The 22,900-nt window shown below is 55.8% G+C and carries 18 protein-coding genes; 4 read left to right on the top strand and 14 right to left on the bottom strand.

The window, feature by feature from the left end; all coding sequences use genetic code 11:
* Positions 1–21: 21 nt before the first annotated feature.
* From CFB04_RS15600 to aroF, 4 genes are all read right to left on the bottom strand, one after another.
* Positions 22–867 (bottom strand): ChaN family lipoprotein, encoded by an 846-nt coding sequence (locus tag CFB04_RS15600; protein WP_088536250.1) that lies wholly within the window; start codon positions 865–867, stop codon positions 22–24.
* Entirely contained in the window at positions 860–2,923 is a 2,064-nt protein-coding gene (locus CFB04_RS15595) for a M1 family metallopeptidase (protein WP_088536249.1), read from the bottom strand. The genes CFB04_RS15600 and CFB04_RS15595 overlap by 8 nt, the downstream gene beginning before the upstream one ends.
* 47 nt (positions 2,924–2,970) lie before the next feature.
* A complete protein-coding gene (locus CFB04_RS15590; protein WP_088536248.1) occupies positions 2,971–3,441 on the bottom strand; it encodes a hypothetical protein in 471 nt (156 codons plus the stop codon).
* Positions 3,442–3,695: 254 nt separating this feature from the next.
* Positions 3,696–4,715: a 3-deoxy-7-phosphoheptulonate synthase gene (gene aroF / locus CFB04_RS15585; RefSeq protein ID WP_088536247.1), complete on the bottom strand. Its 1,020-nt coding sequence runs from the start codon at positions 4,713–4,715 to the stop codon at positions 3,696–3,698.
* 307 nt (positions 4,716–5,022) lie between these two features.
* Here aroF and CFB04_RS15580 point away from each other — a divergent pair, with 307 nt between their 5' ends.
* Both CFB04_RS15580 and CFB04_RS15575 read left to right on the top strand, forming a co-directional pair.
* A complete protein-coding gene (locus CFB04_RS15580) occupies positions 5,023–5,478 on the top strand; it encodes a VTT domain-containing protein (RefSeq protein ID WP_172825514.1) in 456 nt (151 codons plus the stop codon).
* A 91-nt stretch (positions 5,479–5,569) separates the two neighbouring features.
* Positions 5,570–6,868, top strand: coding sequence for a pitrilysin family protein (locus tag CFB04_RS15575; RefSeq protein ID WP_088536245.1), 1,299 nt, complete (start codon positions 5,570–5,572; stop codon positions 6,866–6,868).
* Between the two features lie 28 nt (positions 6,869–6,896).
* Here the strand turns inward: CFB04_RS15575 and CFB04_RS15570 are convergent, their stop codons facing one another.
* Together CFB04_RS15570 and CFB04_RS15565 are read right to left on the bottom strand one after the other, a co-directional pair.
* Positions 6,897–8,414, bottom strand: a complete 1,518-nt coding sequence (locus tag CFB04_RS15570; RefSeq protein WP_157698813.1) for a transglutaminase-like domain-containing protein — start codon at positions 8,412–8,414, stop codon at positions 6,897–6,899.
* A 2-nt stretch (positions 8,415–8,416) separates the two neighbouring features.
* Positions 8,417–8,626 carry a hypothetical protein gene (locus CFB04_RS15565; RefSeq protein WP_088536243.1) on the bottom strand — a complete coding sequence of 70 codons (210 nt, stop codon included), beginning with the start codon at positions 8,624–8,626 and terminating at the stop codon, positions 8,417–8,419.
* 355 nt (positions 8,627–8,981) lie between these two features.
* On the opposite strand from CFB04_RS15565, the gene CFB04_RS15560 reads away from it, so the two are divergent.
* Together CFB04_RS15560 and CFB04_RS15555 are read left to right on the top strand one after the other, a co-directional pair.
* A complete protein-coding gene (locus tag CFB04_RS15560; protein ID WP_088536242.1) occupies positions 8,982–11,267 on the top strand; it encodes a sigma 54-interacting transcriptional regulator in 2,286 nt (761 codons plus the stop codon).
* Positions 11,268–11,581: 314 nt separating this feature from the next.
* Complete coding sequence (locus CFB04_RS15555) at positions 11,582–11,761, top strand: ribbon-helix-helix protein, CopG family (protein WP_088536241.1); 180 nt, start codon at positions 11,582–11,584, stop codon at positions 11,759–11,761.
* Positions 11,762–11,818: 57 nt separating this feature from the next.
* Here CFB04_RS15555 and cysS read toward each other — a convergent pair whose 3' ends face one another.
* The 8 genes from cysS to CFB04_RS15515 all read right to left on the bottom strand — a co-directional run bounded on the left by cysS (position 11,819) and on the right by CFB04_RS15515 (position 22,849).
* Positions 11,819–13,294: a cysteine--tRNA ligase gene (cysS, locus tag CFB04_RS15550; RefSeq protein ID WP_088536240.1), complete on the bottom strand. Its 1,476-nt coding sequence runs from the start codon at positions 13,292–13,294 to the stop codon at positions 11,819–11,821.
* 37 nt (positions 13,295–13,331) lie between these two features.
* On the bottom strand, positions 13,332–13,712 hold the full coding sequence (locus CFB04_RS15545) for a PleD family two-component system response regulator (protein WP_088536239.1): 381 nt from the start codon (positions 13,710–13,712) through the stop codon (positions 13,332–13,334).
* 37 nt (positions 13,713–13,749) lie between these two features.
* Positions 13,750–14,796: a chemotaxis-specific protein-glutamate methyltransferase CheB gene (gene cheB, locus CFB04_RS15540; protein WP_088536238.1), complete on the bottom strand. Its 1,047-nt coding sequence runs from the start codon at positions 14,794–14,796 to the stop codon at positions 13,750–13,752.
* Between the two features lie 95 nt (positions 14,797–14,891).
* Entirely contained in the window at positions 14,892–16,937 is a 2,046-nt protein-coding gene (locus tag CFB04_RS15535) for a hybrid sensor histidine kinase/response regulator (protein WP_088536237.1), read from the bottom strand.
* A 5-nt stretch (positions 16,938–16,942) separates the two neighbouring features.
* Complete coding sequence (locus tag CFB04_RS15530; RefSeq protein ID WP_088536236.1) at positions 16,943–18,679, bottom strand: methyl-accepting chemotaxis protein; 1,737 nt, start codon at positions 18,677–18,679, stop codon at positions 16,943–16,945.
* 28 nt (positions 18,680–18,707) lie between these two features.
* Positions 18,708–19,253, bottom strand: a complete 546-nt coding sequence (locus tag CFB04_RS15525; RefSeq protein WP_088536235.1) for a chemotaxis protein CheW — start codon at positions 19,251–19,253, stop codon at positions 18,708–18,710.
* Between the two features lie 50 nt (positions 19,254–19,303).
* Positions 19,304–21,154 (bottom strand): CheR family methyltransferase, encoded by a 1,851-nt coding sequence (locus CFB04_RS15520; RefSeq protein WP_088536234.1) that lies wholly within the window; start codon positions 21,152–21,154, stop codon positions 19,304–19,306.
* Positions 21,155–21,166: 12 nt separating this feature from the next.
* Positions 21,167–22,849: a glutamine--tRNA ligase/YqeY domain fusion protein gene (locus CFB04_RS15515; RefSeq protein ID WP_088536875.1), complete on the bottom strand. Its 1,683-nt coding sequence runs from the start codon at positions 22,847–22,849 to the stop codon at positions 21,167–21,169.
* Between the last annotated feature and the right edge of the window lie 51 nt (positions 22,850–22,900).

Here is a 22,900-nt window from a genome sequence, read left to right as displayed (position 1 = left end):
CAAGATCGTTGTCGCCGGCCTTCACTTGAGGAGAATGTAGTCGGCATCCTCTGCCGTCACCTGTCGAACCGGCATCTCACCCGTCTGGGGAAGGATCACCACATAACTCAGCTTCGAAAGATCGGAAAGCTCCGCAGGAACGGCCTGCTTTACTGCATGCCCGGCCCCGGTTACCACCACCACCTGCCTGGCCGGCTCCTTCTTCAGGTAACCTAGGAGGTACCAGGCCATGGAGCGGTTCCACAGCTTCTGAGTTTCGCAGAAGTGGACGAAGGATTCGAGGTCGCCGTGGCCGTGGGCACTGAATGCACGACGGATGAAAGCCATATAGGCGGGATCGACATTGCAGGTGATCTCAGGGGGGAGCCTTCGTTTCTCTTCAGCAGAGAGAGACGCGAATCCCTTTTCTGCGACACGGGAGGAAACCTCTGGCGGGATATTGAGGCCTACCAGGGGAAGGGAGTTTCTGCGTGCGTAAAGCAGTATGTCGCGATAGAGTGGCCACGGCATTTTCCAGTTATGGTAGTAAAGCCTGATGAATTCGTCTTCCTCCTTCTGCCCTTTTATCCATCGATCGAGTTCCCCCTGGTTCTCGGCGGTGAACATTTCCAGCCCCACCGCCACTTTCCCTCCCCGTTCGTGCAAAGCCTTGATCACCGCCAGCTGCTGGGCGTGGTGCCACTCATCGTCGTGATTTTCTCCGACAAGGATCACGCTGGTCCCGGAGATGTCATCTATCATCTGCTGAAAGCTGATGACCTTACCGTCCTTCACCCGCAAGACCCTCTCCGAACTGAAACAGGCCCCGGCGCAAATGAGGATCAGGCAGGCCGCTGTCAAAAGCGCCAACCGTAGCGGACTATTCATCGGCCCCTCCGAGATCGACAACGCTTTCGCCACCCTGTACCGGAAGCGTCACTTTCACTCGATTTTTTCCATCCGAAAACGCGAGGTAGCTGTATTTGCCGTAATGGGTGATCTTGAGCGCGCATGCTTCCGCAGCGGACGGTGACATGGGCAGAAAAACTGCGGCCGTCCGTCCCGGGTCCACCGGGTGTTTGCCGATCGCTAAGAGCGCGTCCCCGGCACCGGCGAAACGTTTCTCTTCGGCAGTGAATCCGTCGGCTCCGATGGTCAGTTGAGGCAAAAGCAGCGGCCACTTCTCCTCGCTTCGGGGTACTCCGCAGAATAGGATATCGTGATCACGAAAAACATCGGACTGAAGATTTTCCTCACGAACCATCGAAACCTCACCCTGACCGAGTGAACTCAGCAGGTCCCGCAGCGTCTCATCGCGGGCGCGGCAGCTTGCAGTCCGCACAAGAGTGAAATTTCGCGAGCCTTTGATCCTGTTCACTGTTGGAGGTAGTTCCTCGGGGGAAAGAATCCTGAACAGCTCGACATCCGGGTCCAGCAGCAGCCGTGACGGTTCAGCTCCCGCAGCTATTAAGAAGGGCGTCCTCTCGCCCCTCATGTAAACCGTGGCAGCGACATCTCCCGATCGGGTCTTGAGCCGCAGGGGCACCGAAATTTTGTAACGCGCAGCAGCCGCCTGGACGATGAACCCGCTTACAAGCCACCCATCCCCTTCACGGCGGGCTTTCACCTCCCGCAGAGCGATCTGCGGCCCCCCCGGACGTTTAAGCCACTGATCCATCCAGGGAATCAGATCCTTCCCGGAAGCGGCGGAAAAGGCCCGCATCAAATCGTCCCAGGAGGCTTCCCTGAAAACCCGTTCGCGGTACACGGTCCGCAGGGCCTTATAAAAAGCATCGTCGCCGATCATCCGCCTCACCATGTGGAACACCATAGCCGCCTTACCGTAGCCGATGGAGCGGGAAGAGGGCTCGGTACGACCGGTGAAGCGTGCCAGAGGGAAATCCTCCTGTGACGACACGAGGGAAGCATAGTCTGCAAGTATCTTAAGGCGGTATTCCCTGCCCAGAGCAGGCGATTTTTTTTCTTCGAGGAGATAATCAGCAAGATAGGTAGCAAGTCCTTCGGACCAGTTCCCGCCACTGTAATCGACCCTGACACCGTTTCCCCACCAGTTGTGGACGATTTCGTGGGGAAGGCTCGTTCCGAGAATGAACGGCAGCCTTATTACGGTGCTGCCGATGAGGGTGTAGGAGGGAAAACCATAGCCGGTGGGGAGGAAATTTTCTACGATGGCGAATTTCGGGAAGGGATAGGGACCGAGGAGTTTTTCGTAAAATGAGAGGTATTCAGCCGCAGAACCAAGGTAGCGGTCGGCGAGCAGAGCATTTTCCGCGTAGAAGTATGCCGCGAGAGTTCTGCCTGTTTCACGGCGCTCCGAAACCCGGTACGGGCCGGCGGAGACGGAAATGCCTGGGAGGGGTGCAGTGATGCGCCATGTTGAAACGGTGCGCCCGCCTGAAGTACCTCGTTTAACACATTCACCGGCTGTCACCGCCTCGAAGCCTTCCGGGGCGTCCACCGATACCATACGCTCTCCCGGAACCGTTTCCGGCTCGGGATACCACCCGACTCCGTCACCCAGAAACACTCCTGAGGGGGCTATGACCGCCTGCACGCCATATGTCGGGTCCTCGGTGGAAATTATCCGGTCCGGGAGCGGGTCGTTGAACACGCACTCGTACCGGATCGTGATGGAGGTCCCCCACACGCCGGAGAGAGTGAGGAGTCCGTCGGAAAAGGAGAAGGGTATCTTTTTGTGTCCTGTCGACACAGACGTGACGGTCGCCGCAGGCGAAAGCCGGAAGAATATCTTTCGAACATCCCCCCCGGCAAGGAGGACGTTCGTCTCCCCCGCAAGCCGTCCGGAGGAGGGAGCAAGAACGACTGAAATATCTTGACGGATGATCGGCAGCGGTTCCGCGTGGCAGCCGGAATCGAAGAGCACCAGAACAGCTATCCACGTCGCGAATAATGCTCGTCTCATGCTAGATAGTTATAACACAAGCAGCGGCAATGGACAGGTGGACTATATCAGCGGGTCCGGCTGCCGCTGCGCGCATTCTTCTTTTTTCCCTCCCCCGCCAGCTTGAAGATGTCCGAGCGAGATATTGACCAGACATCCTCTTCCTTCACGAGGCGAAATGAGCCCGTATGGTAGCTGGTTCCCTCCTTCCCTTCGAATCCGAGCTTGGCCTTTACGACAGCAGTCGAGTCGTTCTGAAGACGCACGGATACATCCTGCATCTTCTCCCAACAGCATGCCGGCCTGACCGGCGCTACGGAGAGCCTGGCTGCGAAAGCTTCCCGGGACTGCGAGCTGCCGCGAGTTCTCCCGTAAAGCTCCGCGAACTTCCCCTCACGCCATAGATCGAGGATCTGCTCGAATCCTCGCTGCGCTTCCGTCCTGAGTTCGGTGTCGGAAAGATAGAGACTTTTCGCAACACCGTGAGTCGGCACGGAGACCAGCATAAACACAGCAAACACAATCAATACACGCTTCATCTAACCCTCCCATAAGAATTTTTCAGGATTTTACGTGAATATACTCTTATGAGACAAGACAAATTGCGTTCATATCAAGTGCAGATACTGGAAAATTTCCTCATATGGCCGTAAACCTTGCCGTTCAATCGGTGAGACATGATCCAGACTGGATCAATCTCACACCCTTAACTTGGCGCCTTCACCTATTTACTAGTGCCGCGAGCTATATGCATCAATCAAGATCCGTCCGAGTCATGGAATTATCAGGATGTCTACAGGTCCCGATCCATTGCCTGGGATATTTTCCTCAGCCTTTCCATGAGGCTCGCGAATTTCTTCGGCTTAAGAGACTGGGGTCCGTCGGAGGAGGCGCGTTCCGGGTCGGGATGCACTTCTATGATAAGCCCGTCAGCTCCTGCCGCGACTGCGGCGCATGACATGGCGGCAACATAGTGGTAATCACCGGTACCGTGGGAAGGGTCTGCGATCACCGGCAGATGCGTTTTCTCCTTGAGGACGGGTATCGCGGAGAGATCTAGGGTGTTTCTAGTTGCAGTCTCGAACGTCCTTATTCCCCTCTCGCAAAGAATGACCGCCTGGTTGCCTTCGCTCATGATGTATTCGGCGCTCATGAGGAACTCCTGGATGGTCATGGACATCCCTCGCTTCAGGAGGACCGGCTTCTTGAGCTGCCCGACTTTTTTGAGGAGGGCGAAGTTCTGCGAATTTCTGGCGCCGATCTGGAGGATGTCGGCATATTCAGCCACCAGGTCTGCCGTTTCCGGGTTCACCACTTCGGTTACGACGGGAAGTCCCGTAAGATCACGTGCCTTTGCGAGCAGCTTCAGTCCGTCCTCCTCTAGCCCCTGGAATGAGTAAGGAGACGTTCGCGGTTTGAACGCTCCGCCTCGAAGCACCGTCGCCCCCGCCTCCTTCACCGCTTTCGCCGATTCCAGGATCTGCGCCTCGCTCTCCACGGAACAGGGACCGGCCATCACTACAAGACGCTTTCCTCCGACAGCCAACGAGCTCGTGACGGGAATGACACTCGGCTCAAACTTCACCTCTTTCGAGGCAAGCTTGTACGGCTTGAGGATAGGCACCACATTCTCGACCCCATGCATCGACTCTATGGACTGAAGGACCAGCTTTCCACGCTCGTCCCCCACAGCGCCGATGACGTCCCTGGTTGTCCCGTGAATGACGTGGGGCTTGTATCCCAGCTCCTTGATCCTCTTGATCACTTCGTCCCTGTCTTTTTTTGCGGCTCCCGCTTTCATGACGATGATCATGCTCCTCCTCCTTGGTTCCGAAACAGCAAAGGCCGGAGAGATTCCCCCCGGCCTTATGCTTTGCAGCATGAATGAAAAAAGCCGGGGATGGATTCGTCCACCCTCGGCTTCGGTTTCGTAGTATGTCAGCTCCTATCTCAAACCGGTACCTGGGCAGACGGCCGAAAAAAGCCGTACCAAAAATAAAAGCCGGTAAAGGTAAAGTAGCTGGCGTTAATCATGGGGTGCATATTTGCTCCTTTTGCAGTTATCTGTCAAGCTCTAATTTGCTTTTGACAAAGAAATGAGCTTCCGCTACCTTTGGCCGGTGAACGATCTGCTTGTTGCACACGGATATCCTGCCCTCTTCCTGCTGAGCTTTCTCGCTTCGAGTCTCGTACCCCTCGGTTCGGAATGGCTGCTCGTCACCATGCTCCTCAAAAAGCACGACCCCGTTGCGTCCGTCGCGGTGGCTTCCATCGGCAACTACCTGGGAGCCTGCACCACTTACTGGATTGGACTCAGGGGAGGTGACTTCATGATCCGGAAACTCCTCCGTATAGACGAAAACGCCCAGCAGAGGGCTGAAAAACTGTACACCCGCTACGGCTCCTGGTCCCTTCTCTTCTCATGGCTCCCCATAGTCGGGGACCCTATGTGCCTCGTAGGAGGGATATTGAAGGTCCGGTTCATCAACTTTTCAGTGCTGGTCTTCACCGGAAAGACGATCCGGTACGCCACCGTCGCATGGCTGATCCATCGGGGGATGTCCACCGCATGGTAGTAGCAGCAAACCACGGCACCCCTTTCTGCACTGCACGTATCCCCCAAAGCTGTCATACTTATCAGGAAATGTCACACTAAACGGAGCCCCGATGACAATCTGCCATAAACGCCTGCTGGGCAACGGCCTTCGACTGGTCGCAGTGGAAATGCCCCACCTTCACAGCACCGAACTGGCTGTCTACATCAAGGTAGGAGGACGGAACGATCCTCCCGGAAAGGAGGGGCTGTCTCATTTTCTGGAGCACATGCTTTTCAGGGGCACCGCCGACTATCCGACGACCATGGAACTTGAGACGGCTTTTGAAGCCATCGGCGGCAGCGTGAACGCCTCTACCGACGAGGAGAGCACCTGTTATTTTTCCCGGGTGCATCCAGACCATGTCGCCGAAGGCATCGACCTCTTCTCTTCGATGCTCCTTCGCCCGACTCTCTCGGGCCTGGAGATCGAGAAGCGGATCATCATAGAGGAAGCTCTTGAAGACATCAATGAGCAGGGGCAGGAAATAAATACCCACAACCTTGCGAGCCGGATGCTCTGGCCGGGTCATCCCCTCGGGGCTCCGACGATCGGCTATCTCGACAGTATCAGCGGGTATGATGAGATGGACCTTCGGAGCCATATGGCGCAGCACTATGTGCCCCAGAATGCGGTGATTGTGATGGCCGGGAAGCTTGATGTGGAAAAGGCGTTTACTGCATGTGAGAAAGCATTCCAGGACTGGGCGGGATCCCCCCCCTCACCGGCCGCACCGGCGATATCCACGCAGAGCGCGCCCCAGTCACTTTTCGTAGAAGATTCAGACAGCCAGGTACACCTGCTGATTGCATTCCGGGGCCTTCGCAGATCCGATGAACGTCTCATGGCCGCGCGTCTTATCCGCAGAATCCTCTGCGGCGGCGGAAGCTCTCGCCTGCACCTCTCGCTGCGCGAACGCCTCGGAATAGTCTACTCCGTGGATGCCAGCATCTCAGCCTATGAGGAGACAGGCTCCTTTGCGATAGAGCTGTCAACCGCTCCGGAGAATGTAGCAACGGCAGCGGAGGAAGTGCTTAAGGAAACGGCACGGCTCGCGTCAGAACCGTTGCCGAAGCCGGAACTTGACCGGATCAGGCAGGGCTATTTCTTCGACCTTGCCTACAGCAGGGACTCCACCTATGAAATGCAGGTGAGGTTCGGGTGGGGAGAACTAATGGACCTTGTCAGGAGCATCGAGGAGGACCATGCCGAAGCGGCAGCGGTGGCTACTGAAGCAATATGCGAAACGGCGAGGATTCTCTTCGCGCCGCATCATGTCAATCTCGTTGCAGTTGGCCCCTGCGGCAACTCAGCACGGACATCAATCCAGAGCCTTCTGTCCGAGTACGCCTCCAGGTTCCGAGTCGAGTAATAGCGCTTCGCCGGGGCACCGCCCTCTGCTACTCCGGCCGCACAGGCTCGTGATAACGCTTGTCTACGACACGTGCCGAAATTCTGCCGATAAGTGCAACCAGCGGAGCCATCTCACCGGGTGAATCCCCTTCTGCAAGCTTTATGTGGGTAACATCCGCCGGCACCTGCCCGAAGGTTGGATCTACAGGAATCCATCCCCCCGCATAACTCTCCGCCCAGCTGTGATAGAGAAATCCCTGGTCCGGGAGATAGACGAGTCCCGAAACGAACTTTGTCGGTATCCCTGCAGCCCTCGCCAGCGAAGCATAAAGCCGTGCATGCGCCTGGCAATTGCCCTCTCCCCTTTCAAGAGTCTCCAGGGGGGAAACGCTGTCCAGCACAGCCTCCTTGATGTTGGTTGCAACCCATTTGGCAAGGATGTCGATTCCCGCCTCAGGACCCGTTTCACCCGTCAAAATGCGATCTTTCAGTGCGGCGATGTTACCATTGTCTGGAAGTATGCGCTCGGTGGCAGAAAGATACTTCTCCTGCTCGGCCTCGGGTAGCGCGGCACCTCCCTGCCCTGCTCCAGGCATCGTCAGGATTACTTTCCCCCCGCCGGGCCTCTCAACTCGCTGCGTCCCACCTGCCGGAACAGAAACCCCTTCCGGAACCTCCCCCAGCTCAACCTTCAGCATAACGAGATCCTGAGGCCGTGAAATGGGAGGCGTTACAGGAATCCTGCTGAAGTCGAGGACGAAATCCTTTTTGGACATTGCAGCTTCGACAAGGAAGTTCATGGCGAGTTGCCGAGGCTCGGCCCGCGTCTCGATCAACCCGTCGCGCACAGATTCCCTGACCGTATTGCCAGCCATGTCCACCCAGACGTCATTGCTCACGGGGTAGAGGTCGTTCTGCATATGAACTGTCTGCTGCATCCCTCCCCCTCCACCTTCTGCTCCTAACACAGTCACCTTGACCTTCTTGATCTTAACTGCCTCCACATCCAGGATCTGCAACTGATAGGTCTTGTCCTTTATAGCGCCGCTCAGGAGAGGATAGATATTGACGGCAGGAGGCGGAAATACTGCTCCTTCTGCCCTCAGAAGCCGCTCTTTTCTATTCCCCTTGGTTTCGACAACTACATTGATCCCTTTCGGAACGGCTTCCCCACGAAGCCTCATAGTGGTGCCGTCTATGGTCTGCTCCAACGCAAACGAGCGAAGCGAGAGGTCCTTGCCGACGATATACCGCTCCCGTCCCGAAGCCTCCCGCGAAAAGCCTAGGACCGTCATCCTTACGCTTCCCTCCGAGACGATTTCATACCCCTGAGGATGCGTGGTTACATTCAAATAGGCAAAGCCGGTCTTTTCGCCGTTCATGCTGATGCCGAACCAGCGCTCTCCCAGGGGAGGAGCAGTCAGCGGAGCAGCCAGAACGGTTGCTGCGGCATGAGCTGAACGCAATGTACAGGCGGAATCTCCTGCGAACGCTACAAAGAGAAGAATGGCGAACCAGCCTAAGGGACGCAACCTGAAATAGAAGAAGACGCGCGCGATATCCATCTTCATTCCGTAAAAATAGGCTCAGAGGCTGTTTCTAGTCGATCCTTGACACGGCGCTCAAGAACGCACTGCATATCCTGCCGTTCTGCAAGCAATGCCTCCGGTTCCCTGGATGCCATAACAGAAGCCAAGTCAAGCAGCTCTCTACGCGACTCGGGTGCAAGTCTCCGAAAATGGCTCAACAATGTTTGTTCTTCAGATGTGAGATCCATGCCTCCTCCTGTCCAGTTGTCTGTAGGTCTTATAGCACAGGGAGATGCGAGTGGCAATTGTCCACCCAGGCCAATTAAACAAACCTTATTTACTGCAGTGAGTGTGCTGACATCTCCCCAATTTTTACTTGCGTTACGGCATGAGAAGGCTATACTGAAATTAAAGATTACTGCGGTTGCGAGAGCCGCAAGGCTCTCATTCAGCCCTAGCTGACTGCCCTCCTAGTCGCTAGGGTGTTTTTTTGCCTAAAAGTGGAGTGTGCCACATACTGCTGGAGTGTGCCACCCATTGCACAATTTATGGAACTAGTATATACAGGGGCTGGAGTCAAATCCGACCAAGAAGGCCCAAGCCGTGGAACCGATTGTCACACTCACCGAAAAGTGCCGTAAATGCTACTCCTGCGTTAGAAGCTGCCCCGTAAAAGCCATAAAGGTTGATCGTAATTATGCGTCGATCATGTTCGACCGGTGCATCGGATGCGGCAACTGCCTCAGCAACTGTCCCCAAAAAGCGAAAATGGTCGCAGACAAGGTGGGCGCCACCGAAGAACTTCTAGGCTCTGACAGCCCGGTTATCGCCGTTCTCGGATGTTCCTTCCCTGCATTCTTTCACTACGTTTCGCCCGGACAACTGGTGGCCGGCCTGAAACGCCTCGGCTTCGCTGAGGTGCATGAGGGATCGTACGGCGCAGAGCTCATCGCCAGCGGATATGCAACCGCAATGGAGCAGGCTACATCTCCGCTCATATCCTCGCACTGCCCCGCTGTCGTGGATCTTATTGAGCGGCACTACCCCAAGCTGATAAAAAACCTGGTCAACGTCATCTCCCCCATGGTTGCCATGGGACGCCACCTGAAGTCTATCCTGCCACACTCGAAAGTCATTTACCTCAGCTCCTGCATTGCCGCCAAATTCGAGGCCCAGGCCGCAGAGACCGAAGGAGTCATTGATACCGTCCTTACCTACAAGGAACTGGAGGGATTGTTTAAAAGCCGCGGAATCAATGTTCCGGCTCTGAAAGAAGAGCCTTTCGATGGCATCCGCCCCCACCTGGGTCGCCTCTTTCCTCTTTCCGAGGGCGCTTTCAAAGCCTTCTCCCTTGCCACAGACCCCCTCGATTGCGAAATTGTTACCGCCGAAGGAGAGGTTCATGTAATGGGGATCATCCGAGATCTCGCTTCCGGCCGAATGAACCCTCGCATTGCGGATATCCGGTTTTGCTACGACGGGTGCATCGGCGGACCTGGACGCAACAAGGAAGTCACCCGCTTCTACAAGCGCAACCTGGTCATAACACACTTCAAACGCAACGTCCCGTACGAGACGGCTCCCCATCATCTTACCGCCGAAACCGGCTGCTCTCTCACCAGGGAGTTTTCCAACAAGTACGTTAAGCTGCCGACGCCACGCGCGGGTGACATAAAATCAATCCTACAGTCAACCAACAAATTTGCGCAAAAGGATGAGCTCAACTGCAGGGCATGCGGCTACCGGACCTGCCGGGAACATGCCGTAGCCGTATTTCAGGGCCTGGCAGACCTGGAGATGTGCCTGCCGTTCAACCTTCATAAACTGGAAGAGGACCGGGGGCGACTCATCCAGAAGTACGAACTCGCACGCCGCGAGCTGGAGCGGGAGTACGGAGACGAGTTCATTGTGGGCAAAGACCGCAAGACCCTGGAGGTCCTCGACCTCATTAAACAGGTAGGCCCCACGCCGACCACAGTCCTCATTCGCGGCGAATCCGGCACCGGCAAGGAACTTACAGCCCGCGCCATTCACCGGCACAGCATGAGGAACGACAAGCCACTGGTCACCGTAAACTGTACCACCATTACCGATTCATTGCTTGAAAGCGAGCTTTTCGGGCACAAGAGGGGCGCCTTCACCGGCGCAATCGCCGACAAGAAGGGTCTTTTCGAAGCAGCAGACGGAGGAACGATTTTTCTTGATGAAATAGGAGACATTACACCTAAACTTCAGGCTGAGCTGCTGCGAGTCCTCGATACCGGCGAAGTCAGGCCTGTTGGGGGCACGACCACCAAGAAAGTGGACGTCCGACTCATTGCCGCCACAAACAAAAACCTGGAGGAAGGGATCAGGGATGGGTGGTTCCGAGAAGATCTCTACTATCGCCTGAATGTCTTCACCATTACGATGCCCCCCCTGCGAAGCAGACTAGAGTCGGTGCCTACGCTTGCTCACTTTTTCCTCGAAAAGGCGCGAAACAAGCTCAACAAGAACATTGTGGGGATTGAAGAGCGGGCGATCAAGGCGATGATGCAATACACATGGCCTGGAAACATAAGAGAAATGCAGAATGTTATAGAGCGCGCAGCCGTTCTCACCCATGACCGGGTGGTAAAGCTCGGCAACCTCCCCCTCATCTTTGCGGAAAACTACGCCGATGGAGCCACCGACGTCCCGGACCTCGTTTCCTTTAAACATGAGCGTGAACCCCATGTCATGCGGGTCGAGAAGAAGCTTATTCAACGCTACTTGGCCGAGTCAGGAGGCAATGTGTCAAAAGCGGCACAACTCGCCAACATCCCGCGCCGCACATTTTACCGCCTTCTAGACAAGCACGGCCTCAAGGGCCAGCGCACCCCCAAGACCGAAACTACCGGAAATAATTAGTTTATTATCGCACAGCACCATACACCCCCCAATCATATACCCATCCATTTTACAGAGCTGCAAGTTTGGCCGTCGCATAAATCATCTGATTGAGACCGCCAGGAGGCACGATGTGTTACTTTTTGACACACCGTGCCAGCAGTGGCACACTTTAAAAATCAAACACAATGTTAGACTTCTATAATATTTTTAAAAATTTGCAAAAACAATGACTTAGGGCAAGAAGAAGAACTTGGACACGTTGGCACACTCCTCGCACTATGGAATGTATTCAAGAAAAACAAACGGACTGCATACATAAAGGAGGATACGCAATGGGAAGAATGAGAGAAAATCCGAGATATAATGTAATTTCAATGCGAATCAGCGATGAAGAACGGGAAGTTCTCGAAAAAATCATGGATGAAACCCACAAGACCGTGTCCGACATTATGAGGGAAGCGATGGAGATCGTGAAAAACCGGCTCCAGCCCGCTCTGGAAAAAGCGGCCTGAAAAAGAAGGGGAAGGGCATGCAGCCCTCCCCCTTCTTTTTCAGCAGATTTTTCCTTACTATTTGACTTTCCAGGTCGTCCCCTGCGGCCCATCCAGAAGGACAATGTTGCGTGCGAGGAGAAGGTCACGTATCTCGTCGCCACGCTTGAAGTCCCTGTTTTTCCGGGCAGCCGACCGCTCCTCGATGAGACGTTCGATTTCCTCAGGAGCAATTTCAAGAGCCGCAGCCTTTCTCTGCCTGATTCGTTCCAGATAGGCGGCGGGCTCTGAAATAAAGACCCCCAGGACATTACCCGCCTCTCGTATGCTCTCCCTTGCCTTTATCAAGACAGGAGCCGCAGCAGCATCACCGCTATCTTTTTCCACCAGAACTTTATTTACAGCACGCACAAGATCGAAAATGTGCCCAAAAGCCTGCGCAGTATTGAAATCGTCATCCATCGCCTCGCTGAACCTCTCGGGAAGGGCATCCACCTTCTCGGCCAACTCCTGCAGGCCGACAGACGCCGAGGCTCCATCCGCTCGCCCGGCCTCCTCAACAGAAAGGTACTCCTCTATTCCCGTCAGCGCTTTATATATACGCTCAAGCCCCGTCTCCGCTTCGGTGAGATTCTGATCCGAAAAATCGAGGGGAGAACGATAGTGGGCTGACAGGAGAAAGAAGCGGAGGACTTCGGAATCGTACCGGTCGAGCACTTCCTTTATCGTGAAAAAATTGCCCAGGGACTTGCTCATCTTCTCGGCGTTGATATTTACGAACCCGTTATGAAGCCAGTACTTCACGAATCTGCGGCCTGTAGCCGCTTCAGACTGGGCGATCTCGTTCTCATGATGAGGGAAGATGAGGTCTTTCCCTCCGCCATGTATATCGAATGTTTCTCCTAGAAATTTCATGCTCATCGCCGAACACTCGATGTGCCAGCCGGGCCTTCCCTTCCCCCACGGGGACTCCCAGAAGGGCTCGCCGGGCTTGGCCTCTTTCCATAGCGCAAAATCCATTGGGTGCTGTTTCCGTTCATCTACTTCGATCCGCGCGCCTGCCTGCATCTCCTCCAGGTTCCGTTTCGACAGTTTGAGATAGGAGTCGAACTTTTCCACGCAGAAGTAGACATCCCCTCCAGCCTGATAGGCAACCCCCTTTTCGACCAGCCTCTGCACAAGCGCGATGATTTCCTCTACATGCTCCGTAGCCTTCGGCTGGTGCGTCGGAAGAGCAAGTCCAAGCTGCGCCATATCCCGGTCGAATTCTGCGATAAACCGTTCGGAGACGGCATTGTAAGGCACACCTTCCTTGTTGGCCCGATTGATGATCTTGTCGTCGATATCGGTATAGTTGCGGACGTACGTTACCTCGAAACCGAGGTGGCGCAGGTACCGGTAGACCACATCAAACACGACGTTTGCACGGGCATGACCGATGTGGCAATGGTCATAGACCGTCACGCCGCAGACATACATTTTGACCTTCCCCGGGGTTAGGGGAACAAACTCCTCCTTGCTGCCGGAAAAGGTATTATAAACGCGAAGTGCCATGAGTTCCTCTCGGTAGTTGTACTGGTAAGGGAGTTACTTACGCAGTTCGATCGGTGAAAGCCGAAACTGACGCAACGAAACTTTCGGGGGTGAATGGCTTCCGGATATATCCGTCCGCCCCTGCTTCGGCCGTCAGCCGTTGCAATTCCTCCTCCGACTTGGAAGATAGAAGAAGAATAGGAATCCCCCTGCTGTATTCCTTCTCCCGCAAAAGCTTCGCTTTTTTGTCGCCGTCAAGCATCGGCAGCATAACGTCGAGGATTATCAGGTCCGGCTTGTTCCGCGAGAAAATGTAGCTGTTAGCCTCTATGCCGTTATTCGCCGTAAACACCTCGAATCCGGCACCTTCCAGAGCATCGCGCGCCATTGCGGTAACCAGCTCACTGTCATCTACGACGAGAATTTTTCGTTTCGTCATTCCCTTATCCTTCCTCCCCCATGTATCGTCACTTCCGTCACTGCATCCTGAACTGGTCGTTCTTACCGAAAAGCCGCAGAATCGCGTGCGGTATCCCGGAAAGCGGAAGTACCTGCCCCGCAGCGTTGAGACTTATGGCCGCCCTGGGCATACCGAAGACCACTGAGGTTTCCTCATCCTGAACCAGGGTTGCCCCACCGCACTCCCGTATTCGACGCAATCCGAGAGCACCGTCCTTCCCCATGCCGGTGAGCAGAACTCCCAAAACCCGCGCCCCCTGGTCCTCTGCAAGAGCGTTAAAGAGCACGTCTATCGACGGCCGGCAGCAGTTGACAGGGGGAGCGTCGATAAGCTTGATGTGCCCATTCTCCATTATCATGTGACAGTCGTTGGGCGCCACCACCGCTTCACCAGGGCTCACCCCTTCGCCGTCTTCAGCCAACCGGACGCTGATGCTGCTCTCCGTATCGAGCCATTTGGCGAATCCTCGGGCGAATCCCTGCGCTATGTGCTGGACAATATACACAGCTCCCGGGAAATCTGCAGGAAGGGCCTTCAGGATACTCAGCACCGCCCGAGGTCCCCCCGTTGAAGCTCCCACAGCGAGGATCGTAGGGGCTGCATCCTGCGGAGGGACGGGAGCCGGGACCGGTTCTACAAAGGCACGGTTGAGGTGATGGATAACACGGATACGTGCAAGAAGCCTGACCTTCTCAACCAGGCGCGCCTGGAAATCTTCGGTCAGGATAAAATCGGCCCCTCCGGGCTTCCCCATGACATCCAGGGCTCCCTTCTTTATGGCCGCAAATGCACTGTGAACCTCGCGGTCCTCCATAGTTGATGACAGGACCAGAATCGGAACCGGAGAAGTAGCCATTATCTCTTCGATGGCTGCCATCCCGTCCATTACCGGCATCAGGATATCCATGATCACCAGGTCCGGCTTCAGGAGGCGGCTCTTGTCTACCGCTTCCCGGCCATCGGCGGCCTCTCCCACCACTGCTATGTCTGAGGTACGATGGAAAATATCCCTCAGAATCGTTCTGGCCAGGTTCGAATCATCTGCCAGTAGTACTTTGATCATTCATATCTCCGCCGTAGCGTTGGCCATGGGATTGCCCCCATGATCCTTCGGATCATATCATTACGTTCGCGAAAGGAGAATCAGTAACTGTATTTTCAGCCGATGAGCGCCTCTACCGTATCGAGAAGAACTCCCTGATCGAATGTCCCTTTGACGATGTAGGCCTGGGCACCCGCTTCGAGAGCGCGGCGCTTATCTTCGTCCCTGCTTCGAGACGAAACGACGATCACGGGAACCTGGGCGTAAGCATTCATCATTCGCAGGCGCTTGGTCAGCTCGAAACCGTCAATACCGGGCATCTCTATATCGGTGACTACCAGATCGAACGTCGTGCCACCCACCTTCCCCAAAGCATCCTCACCAGATACCGCTACCTCCACACTATAGCCGTTTGCAACCAGGATGCTCCGCTCCATGGTCCGTGTGGTGATGGAATCATCAACCACAAGTATGCTTCCCCTGTGCTGCTCGGCAGCCCGCTCCTCGAACTCGCGGCGAAACGATGTGGCAGCAGCCCCCTCGGCTCGTGCAAAAAGGTCGGAGACGTTGAGAATGAGTGCGGGATTCCCGTCACCAAGAATGGTCGCCCCCGAAACGCACTCCACCACCCTGAGCTGTTTTCCGAGGCTTTTGACTACGACCTCCGAGCTTCCCCATGTCTCGTCGATGGAACACGCCAGAAGCTGATCCCGCTGTTTCAGGACAACCACCGGAAGCCTTCCGGCAGAGAGAAGGGTCTTTCTTTCTCCGAGCCCGAGAAGTGTCGCGAGAGAAACCAGCGGGACCGTCTTCCCTCGCACCGTCACAACCTCCTTCGTACCTACAGTGTCGATATCTTCATCCCTTACCCGGATCGTCTCCTGAACATGGTTCAAGGGAATTGCGTAGCGCTCGTCACCGCTGGAAACGACGAGGGCATCCAGGACCGAGAGAGTGAGTGGAAGATGCAGCGTGACCAGAGTCTGGCATCCTGGTTCGCTCGTCAGCGACAGGGTTCCCTTTACACTGTCTATGTTTCTCCGGGCTACATCCATCCCCATCCCCCGCCCGGACACGTCGGTTACCAGTTCACTGGTTGAGAAGCCAGGCCTGAGAATAAGATCGAGAGCCTCCTCGTCCCCGAGCTGGTCCGCTTCTTCCTTAGCTAGTACCCCCTTCCTGATCGCCACCTGCCTTACCCGATGAAGGTTGATGCCTCGTCCGTCGTCGAAAATATCGATGCGGACTCTGTTACCCTCATGCCGCGCCGTTAGCCGAACCGTCCCCTGGGGTCGTTTCCCGGAAGCTATCCGCTCGTCGGGGGTCTCGATTCCGTGATCAACGGCATTTGAGATCACGTGGATGAATACCGGCTTGAGGATATCGAGCATAACCCTGTCGAGTTCGATGTCGTCCCCGACGATCTCGAAGAGGATTTCCTTCCCCTGTGCCTTCGCCTGGTCGCGCACCAGCCGCTCCAGCACGTCAGTGACGGTTCGCAGCGGCAGCATCCGTAGTGCCATAGCTTCGCCGTGGAGTTCCTGCAGCAGGTAGGAGTGGTAGAGAACATCCATCTCAAGATCGCGGGTGAATTCGGCTAGGGCGGCTGTGGGAAGGGTTTCATTGTTGGACCGGCAAAGGGCACGCAGACGAGCGAGTTTCTCATCGAAGCGCGTCCGGTTGATGATCATTTCACCTACAAGATTGACGAGGCTGTCGAGGGTCTTGACTCTGGCACGGACAGTGTCCGCTTCGGCAAGCCCTTCCTGCCGTGGGATATCCTGGAGAGATATCCCACCCGCTCGGGAAGAGGCAAATACCTCATCGACGTCGATCTCCGGGTACTCGCCGGCTGCCAGCCCTCGGGTAAGGTGTGTGACGGCGTCGGTTCCCCGAAGGAGTAGATCGACAACCGAGGAATCGACGCTGCGCTCCCCCTCCTCCACTTCCTTTAGCAGGTCTTCCATGCGATGGGCGACTGCACTGATGCTGTCAAGGCCCATCATCCTGGCAGAACCTTTGAGGGTATGGGCGTTGCGCAACAGACCGTGAATCAGGTCGACGTTCTCCGGCTCTTTCTCCAGGACGAGAAGCCCCTTCTGAAGCATCGAAAGATGCTCCTCAGCCTCCTTGAGAAAGATGTCGAGATATTTGGGATCCACGATTGTTATACCTTCTCGTCGCTCAGTTCCTTCAGCTTCTCGATCTGCTCCATTATCTCGCCTATGGTCCGCTCGGTTTCACGGGCGCTGGTTGCAACCTGCTGCGCCACATCCCGCACATCCCCCATGGTTTCTGCCATCTGCTCACACGCCGAAGTCTGCTGCTGGGTCGAGAGGGTAATCTCTTTTGCCGCCCTGGCAGTTTCATCCACCATTCCGATAATCTTGGAGAAGGACTGCTGCACCTCATCTACAAGGCTGCTGGCATGATCGACTCCTTTTGTCCCCTCCTCCGTCACCATGATCGTCCGGTTGGTAGCTTTCTGGATTTCCTCGATAAGTCCCTTTATCTGTTGGGTGGCATCAACCGTCCGCTCCGCGAGCCGTTTCACCTCCTGGGCCACGATGGCGAAACGTTTTCCCGCTTCGCCGGCTCCAGCAGCCTCTATGGCGGCATTCAGAGCAAGAAGGTTCGTCTGGTCGCTTATTTCGTCGATGATCTCGACTATTCCGCCTATTTTCTGGCTGTTGTCCGCTAGTTGAAGCATGCTTGCGGCAATGCCCTCAACTTCTGTCCGGAGCCTCTGCATTCCACCTATGGCATTGGCGACATCGCTTGTGCCGTCGGTGCAGCTCTTGCTGGTCGCCTCCGCCAGAGACTCCACCGATTTAGCATTGTCGGTGATCTGCTTCGCGGTGATAGCGATTTCCTCCGAAGTGGTGGTGACCTCCTGGACAGCAGTAGCCTGCTGGGTGGCGCCCGAAGACTGCTGGGCCGAGATCGCCATCATTTCGTTGGTCGAGCTCGACAGCTGTATGATCGCCTCCTTTATCGAAGCTATCATATGATTGCTTTTGACGATCTCCCCCCTAAGATTTTTCACGATGACAGTGGTCATCTTGTTGAAAGCTTCGGCAAGGGTTCCTATTTCATCATTGGTCTCCACCGGAATTTCCTCATCCAGGTTCCCCTCCGCGATCCGTCTGGCCGTTTCCGTAAGCCGCAGTAGCGGACGCACGGAGAAGGTGACCACGAGTACGATGGTGGCGCTGGAAATTAGGAGCAGGATCAGCATCGAAACGAGAATTTCAGTTCTTAGTGCGGCAATCTTCTTCTCGGTCTTCTCCATAGAAAAACCGATGCGGAAGCCCCCCCAGTGCTTACCATGCACAAAGACCGGAGCCGATATGTCCCACATCAGCTCCCCCGTGTCGCGCCTGTATACCTGCTTCAGCAAATCCTGCTGGTTCTTGGCCGCCTTCAGTCCAACTTCGTCGTTGAAAAGCCGCTTTGTGCGGTTACCCATCCGATCCTTCTCCAGGTCTCCAGTGAGAGGCTTGGAATATATGGAGTTGTGGGTCGGGAGGTACCCGTTGCGATCAACGAGTACGGCAAAAACAACCTGGTCATCCTTCAGGAACTCGTCCTCGAGTTCCTGAATCTTGCTGTCGAGAAAACGGTCGTACTTCGTATGATATTTCGCTGGGTCCGTATTCGGAATCGGCTGGTATTTCTCATCAAAAACGTCATCCATGGTCAGGGTGCCGTCGGTAACGGCGTCCTCCAGGATCCGCTCCATCATCTTGGCTCCGGCCATGGCCTCGATCCGCCCCTTCGAAAGGAGTTCCTCCTCCATTACCGCCGTTCTCGATCGGACGAAATAGACGGTGAAGATGGACATGATGACGACCATCACGAGAATGAGGATGGCGGCGATCTTTATCGACAGCTTGTTGAACATGGCTCTCCCTCCATAATGTCGGCCTGGGCTACTCCCCTGTAACCATTATCTGCGGCGAAGCCAGCAGCTTTCTGACATCGAGCAGCATCACCCTGACGCCCTCCATATTGAACTGGCCGCGGATGAATTCGCGCTGTCCCTCTGAAAGGGACTGCACCACAGGCTCCAGCGCAGCAAGGGGAAGAGGCATTACGTCTCTCACCGCTTCGACGATGAGGCCCGTGTTGAACATCTCCCCCTTCACGATTATGATTCGGCCCCGTTTCCCGAGAGGAAGCTGCGGCAGTCCCAGCATTGGCCGAATATCTATGGCTGCGGTTATTTCACCTCGAAGGTTGAATACACCTGTGATCTGCTCCTGAACCCGGGGGACCTTCACTAGCCGCGGAATACGAATGACTTCTGCGGCATGGGGCGTCTCGAACGCATAACTCTCCCCGCCGAGCTCGAAGGTCACGCATTCAAGATGCTCTTCCGGAGCCTCTTCGACCTCGCTCAAAGCCTCCCAGTATTTCTCCCTCATCTCGCACAGGACAGTGTTGATGTCGTAACCGGTCTTTTCGCCTTCGCTCATGCACACCTCGGTATTCCGACTTTTTCCAGACAAGGATCAGACTGAAGCGCCTATCGCTCCTCCACCGCCAGTTCCTGCCTCAGCTTTGCGAGAAGGACGCCGCGGCTCGCCCCCCCGGCGTACGGCACGGCCCCGTCATCGGCACTCCGTTCCAGGATGGTACAGCAGTTGCGAAGTTCGCGCATGCCGTCCTTTTTCCGGCCGAGGCGCAGCAGGAGCCGCCCGAGGCAGTAATGCGGCATCATGAAATCTCCGGCGAGCAGGATCGCCTTCCTATACTCGGCCATCGCCTCCTCCGGCTTGTCAAGCATCTCGAAAAGGAGGCCCCGGAGGAGATACCCGTCCGGGAGAAGATCATCGAGTGCCTGTACTTTCCGGCAGACTTCCAGAGATTCTTCGGTCTGCCCCCTGTTGGCGAGGACAAAACCGCGCAATACTAACGCCCGCGGTTCGCGCGGCGCCTTTTCGAGGATGCGCTCTACCAGAAGCCCCGCAGCAGTAAAATTTTCCTCATCGAAAAGCCGGCGCGCCTGTGTGTAAAGGGCCTCCAAGTCGGGCTCAGCGGGCTGTAGCAAAGCCGGAGGCACTTCCCTTTGGATTACTGTGGAGCGTTGAAGGGGCAGAAGGGGCACGGGAGAAATGGACCGTCGTTCCCTGACCGGCCGCCGCTCCTTTACCTCAGCAGCCTGAGGCATTCCCCGCTTCCGATAGTAGAAGCCTCCTCCCGAAGAGTGGCGTTCGAAACGGGAAGAAAGAAAGGCAAGGGTCTCCGCATGCCCGAGGAACAGATATCCACCCGGATGCAGGGTCTCCGCGAAGTTTTCGACCACCCTTCTCATCGACTCCAGATCGAAATAGATAAGGACATTCCTGCAAAAGATGATGTCCACCTCAGCAAGCCCTTCATTCTTCGAAGGGTAAGGACCTGTCTGAAGGTTAAGGGGAAAAAGCCGGACAAGCCTCTTTACATCATCCTTTATCCGGTAATGGTCGTCCTGCTGATCGAAATACCTCTTCTGATGACGTTGGTCCGTGGCACGCATAGCCCAGGGACGGTATATACCTTCCGCAGCCTTTTTCAGTGCCCGCCTGTTGATATCCGTGGCAAGTATTTCGATGTCCCGGGATCGCCAGTCCGGGAACAGATCCATAATGGTCATAGCGATGGAGTAGGGTTCTTCCCCGGTGGAACATCCCGCCGACCATATCCGCAACTTCTTCTCCGGAGCCCCTACGAACTCCTTTTTCAGGAGGCGGCCGAGCACCTCGAAATGTGCCCGGTACCGGAAGAAATAAGTCTCTCCGACCGTCAGGAGTTGGAGGAGCTTCTGCAGTTCCTGACGCGTCTCTCCGTACCTGCTCAGGTAGTTGTAATAGTCCCGGTAGGAACCGGATTGTAGAACGTTCATGCGGGCAATGATGCCCCGCGCCAGGAACCTGGCGTTGCGTCGTTCGAACCTGAGACCACTGTGTGTGACGAGGTAATCGACGAAAAGCCGGAATGCCTCGTCCGAAAAATCCTCCTCCACCTGCGGCGCCATCTGCCGCGCGCCACGTTCGATCGTGGCAAGATCCCCCCGCAGCCTTAGAAAATCTACCGGTTTGGTGAGAAAGTCGAAAGTCTGGTGCAGCTCAAACTCGTACTCGGGAAAAGAAGAAACCGCTATGATAGGCACATGTCGCGTCTCTCTCCCCTTTTGCAGGCGAGTAACCGTTTCGATTACCTGTCCCCCGTCTCCCGGAAGATCGCAGACGATCACATCAGGGGCGGGAGTATCGATCTTAAAGTGCCGGCCGGCCGGGGGCAATGAGACGACTGTATGTCCGTCATCTGCAAGCAGATCGGTGATCGAATGGGTAAATGCCTGGTCGGTGCTTATGAGGAGAATGTGCAGCGGCATCGTTTTATAGCGCTACTTCGCCTCCTCAGCCTTTTTCCAGGAGTCGCGCAGCGTGACGGTCCTGTTGAAAACGGGCATTCCCGGGGCTGAATCACGTCTGTCGGCGCAAAAGTATCCCTGCCGCTCGAACTGGAATACGGCCTCCGGCTCTGCGCTCCGAAGTGCAGGTTCAAGAACGCTGTCGGAAAGTATTTCCATCGACTCCGGGTTGAGCTGCCGCTTCCAATCATCCCCGGAAGGATTCGGAACGCTGATCAGGCGGTCGTAAAGACGGATCTCTGCATTGAATCCGTGACGCGCGGAAACCCAGTGGATTATCCCCTTTACCTTCCGTCCCGCTGCAGGACCGCCCGTGTTGGTGTCGGGATCGTACGTGCACCTGATTTCCGTCACGTTCCCTGCTGCATCCTTCACCACACCAGTGCACGTTACGATGTAGGCGTAACGCAGCCGTACCTCCCTGCCTGGAGCCAGACGGTGGAAGCCCTTAGGCGGCTCCTCCATGAAGTCGTCCCGCTCTATGTAGAGCTCGCGGCAGAACGGGATCTGTCGCGTCCCCATCTCGGGGTCTTGCGGGTGGTTGGCCACCAGGAACTCCTCGTTACGGTCCTCGGGATAGTTCTCGATCACAAGCCTCACAGGGCGCAGGACCGCCATTGCCCGCGGAGCACGTACATTCAGGTCCTCCCGGACGCTCTCCTCGAGAATGCTCATATCGATCCAGCTGTCGCTCTTTCCAACCCCTATACGCTCGCAGAAGTTACGGATGGACTGCGGCGTATAACCCCGCCGCCGAAACCCCACGAGGGTCGGCATGCGGGGATCGTCCCACCCCCGGACATCCCCGTCCTGAACAAGCTGCAGAAGCTTTCTCTTGCTCATCACGGTATAGGTGAGATTGAGGCGTGCAAATTCGTACTGTCGGGGATGGTAGATGCCGAGCCTGTCGAGGAACCACTCGTAAAGTGGACGGTGATCTTCGAACTCCAGCGTACAGATCGAGTGTGTTATTCCTTCTATGGAATCGGACTGACCGTGGGCGAAGTCATACATGGGATAGATGCACCAGGCGTCCCCAGTGTGAGGATGTGGGGCATGCAGAATGCGATACATCACCGGATCGCGCATATTCAGATTCGGAGATGCCATGTCGATTCTTGCGCGAAGGACCCGGGATCCGTCCTTGAACTCGCCGCTGCGCATCCTGCGGAACAGCGAAAGATTTTCCTCAGCGGAACGGTTGCGATGAGGACTTTCCCGCCCCGGCTCCGTGAGGGTGCCGCGGTACTCCCTGATCTCCTCCGCAGAGAGATCGTCTACATAGGCGTCCCCCTGGGTAATGAGCTGTTCTGCCCAGCGGTAGAGCTGCTCGAAGTAATCCGAAGCATAGTAGAGGTGCTCACCCCAGTCGAACCCGAGCCAGTGTACGCTCTCCTTTATGGATTCAGCGTACTCTTCCTCTTCCTTGACCGGATTGGTATCGTCGAAGCGCAGGTGACAACGTCCGCCGAAATCGCGGGCAAGACCGAAATTGATGCAGATTGATTTGGCATGTCCGATATGGAGATATCCGTTGGGCTCCGGCGGAAAACGCGTAACTACGGATGCATGTTTTCCTGCACGCAGATCTTCTTCGATGATGTTGCGAAGAAAACCGGTGCTGGTGCCTTTATCGGTCTCAGTGGGACTGTTCATTGTGTCGGTGCCTCCGGCAGTAGTGGAATTCGCCACGGCAGCTGCGGCCAA

The organism is Geobacter sp. DSM 9736 (assembly GCF_900187405.1).
Taxonomy (GTDB): domain Bacteria; phylum Desulfobacterota; class Desulfuromonadia; order Geobacterales; family Geobacteraceae; genus DSM-9736.
Note: the sequence above shows the minus strand (reverse complement) of the source record. Positions and strands in the feature narration are given on the sequence as shown.

Bases quoted from the DNA above. Each gene is read 5' to 3' on its own strand.
- CFB04_RS15600 (WP_088536250.1), bottom strand. From the start codon at position 867: ATGAATAGTCCGCTACGGTTGGCGCTTTTGACAGCGGCCTGCCTGATC.
- CFB04_RS15595 (WP_088536249.1), bottom strand. From the start codon at position 2,923: ATGAGACGAGCATTATTCGCGACGTGGATAGCTGTTCTGGTGCTCTTC.
- CFB04_RS15590 (WP_088536248.1), bottom strand. From the start codon at position 3,441: ATGAAGCGTGTATTGATTGTGTTTGCTGTGTTTATGCTGGTCTCCGTG.
- aroF (WP_088536247.1), bottom strand. From the start codon at position 4,715: ATGATCATCGTCATGAAAGCGGGAGCCGCAAAAAAAGACAGGGACGAA.
- CFB04_RS15575 (WP_088536245.1), top strand. From the start codon at position 5,570: ATGACAATCTGCCATAAACGCCTGCTGGGCAACGGCCTTCGACTGGTC.
- CFB04_RS15570 (WP_157698813.1), bottom strand. From the start codon at position 8,414: ATGGATATCGCGCGCGTCTTCTTCTATTTCAGGTTGCGTCCCTTAGGC.
- CFB04_RS15565 (WP_088536243.1), bottom strand. From the start codon at position 8,626: ATGGATCTCACATCTGAAGAACAAACATTGTTGAGCCATTTTCGGAGA.
- CFB04_RS15555 (WP_088536241.1), top strand. From the start codon at position 11,582: ATGGGAAGAATGAGAGAAAATCCGAGATATAATGTAATTTCAATGCGA.
- cysS (WP_088536240.1), bottom strand. From the start codon at position 13,294: ATGGCACTTCGCGTTTATAATACCTTTTCCGGCAGCAAGGAGGAGTTT.
- CFB04_RS15545 (WP_088536239.1), bottom strand. From the start codon at position 13,712: ATGACGAAACGAAAAATTCTCGTCGTAGATGACAGTGAGCTGGTTACC.
- cheB (WP_088536238.1), bottom strand. From the start codon at position 14,796: ATGATCAAAGTACTACTGGCAGATGATTCGAACCTGGCCAGAACGATT.
- CFB04_RS15530 (WP_088536236.1), bottom strand. From the start codon at position 18,679: ATGTTCAACAAGCTGTCGATAAAGATCGCCGCCATCCTCATTCTCGTG.
- CFB04_RS15525 (WP_088536235.1), bottom strand. From the start codon at position 19,253: ATGAGCGAAGGCGAAAAGACCGGTTACGACATCAACACTGTCCTGTGC.
- CFB04_RS15520 (WP_088536234.1), bottom strand. From the start codon at position 21,154: ATGCCGCTGCACATTCTCCTCATAAGCACCGACCAGGCATTTACCCAT.
- CFB04_RS15515 (WP_088536875.1), bottom strand. From the start codon at position 22,849: ATGAACAGTCCCACTGAGACCGATAAAGGCACCAGCACCGGTTTTCTT.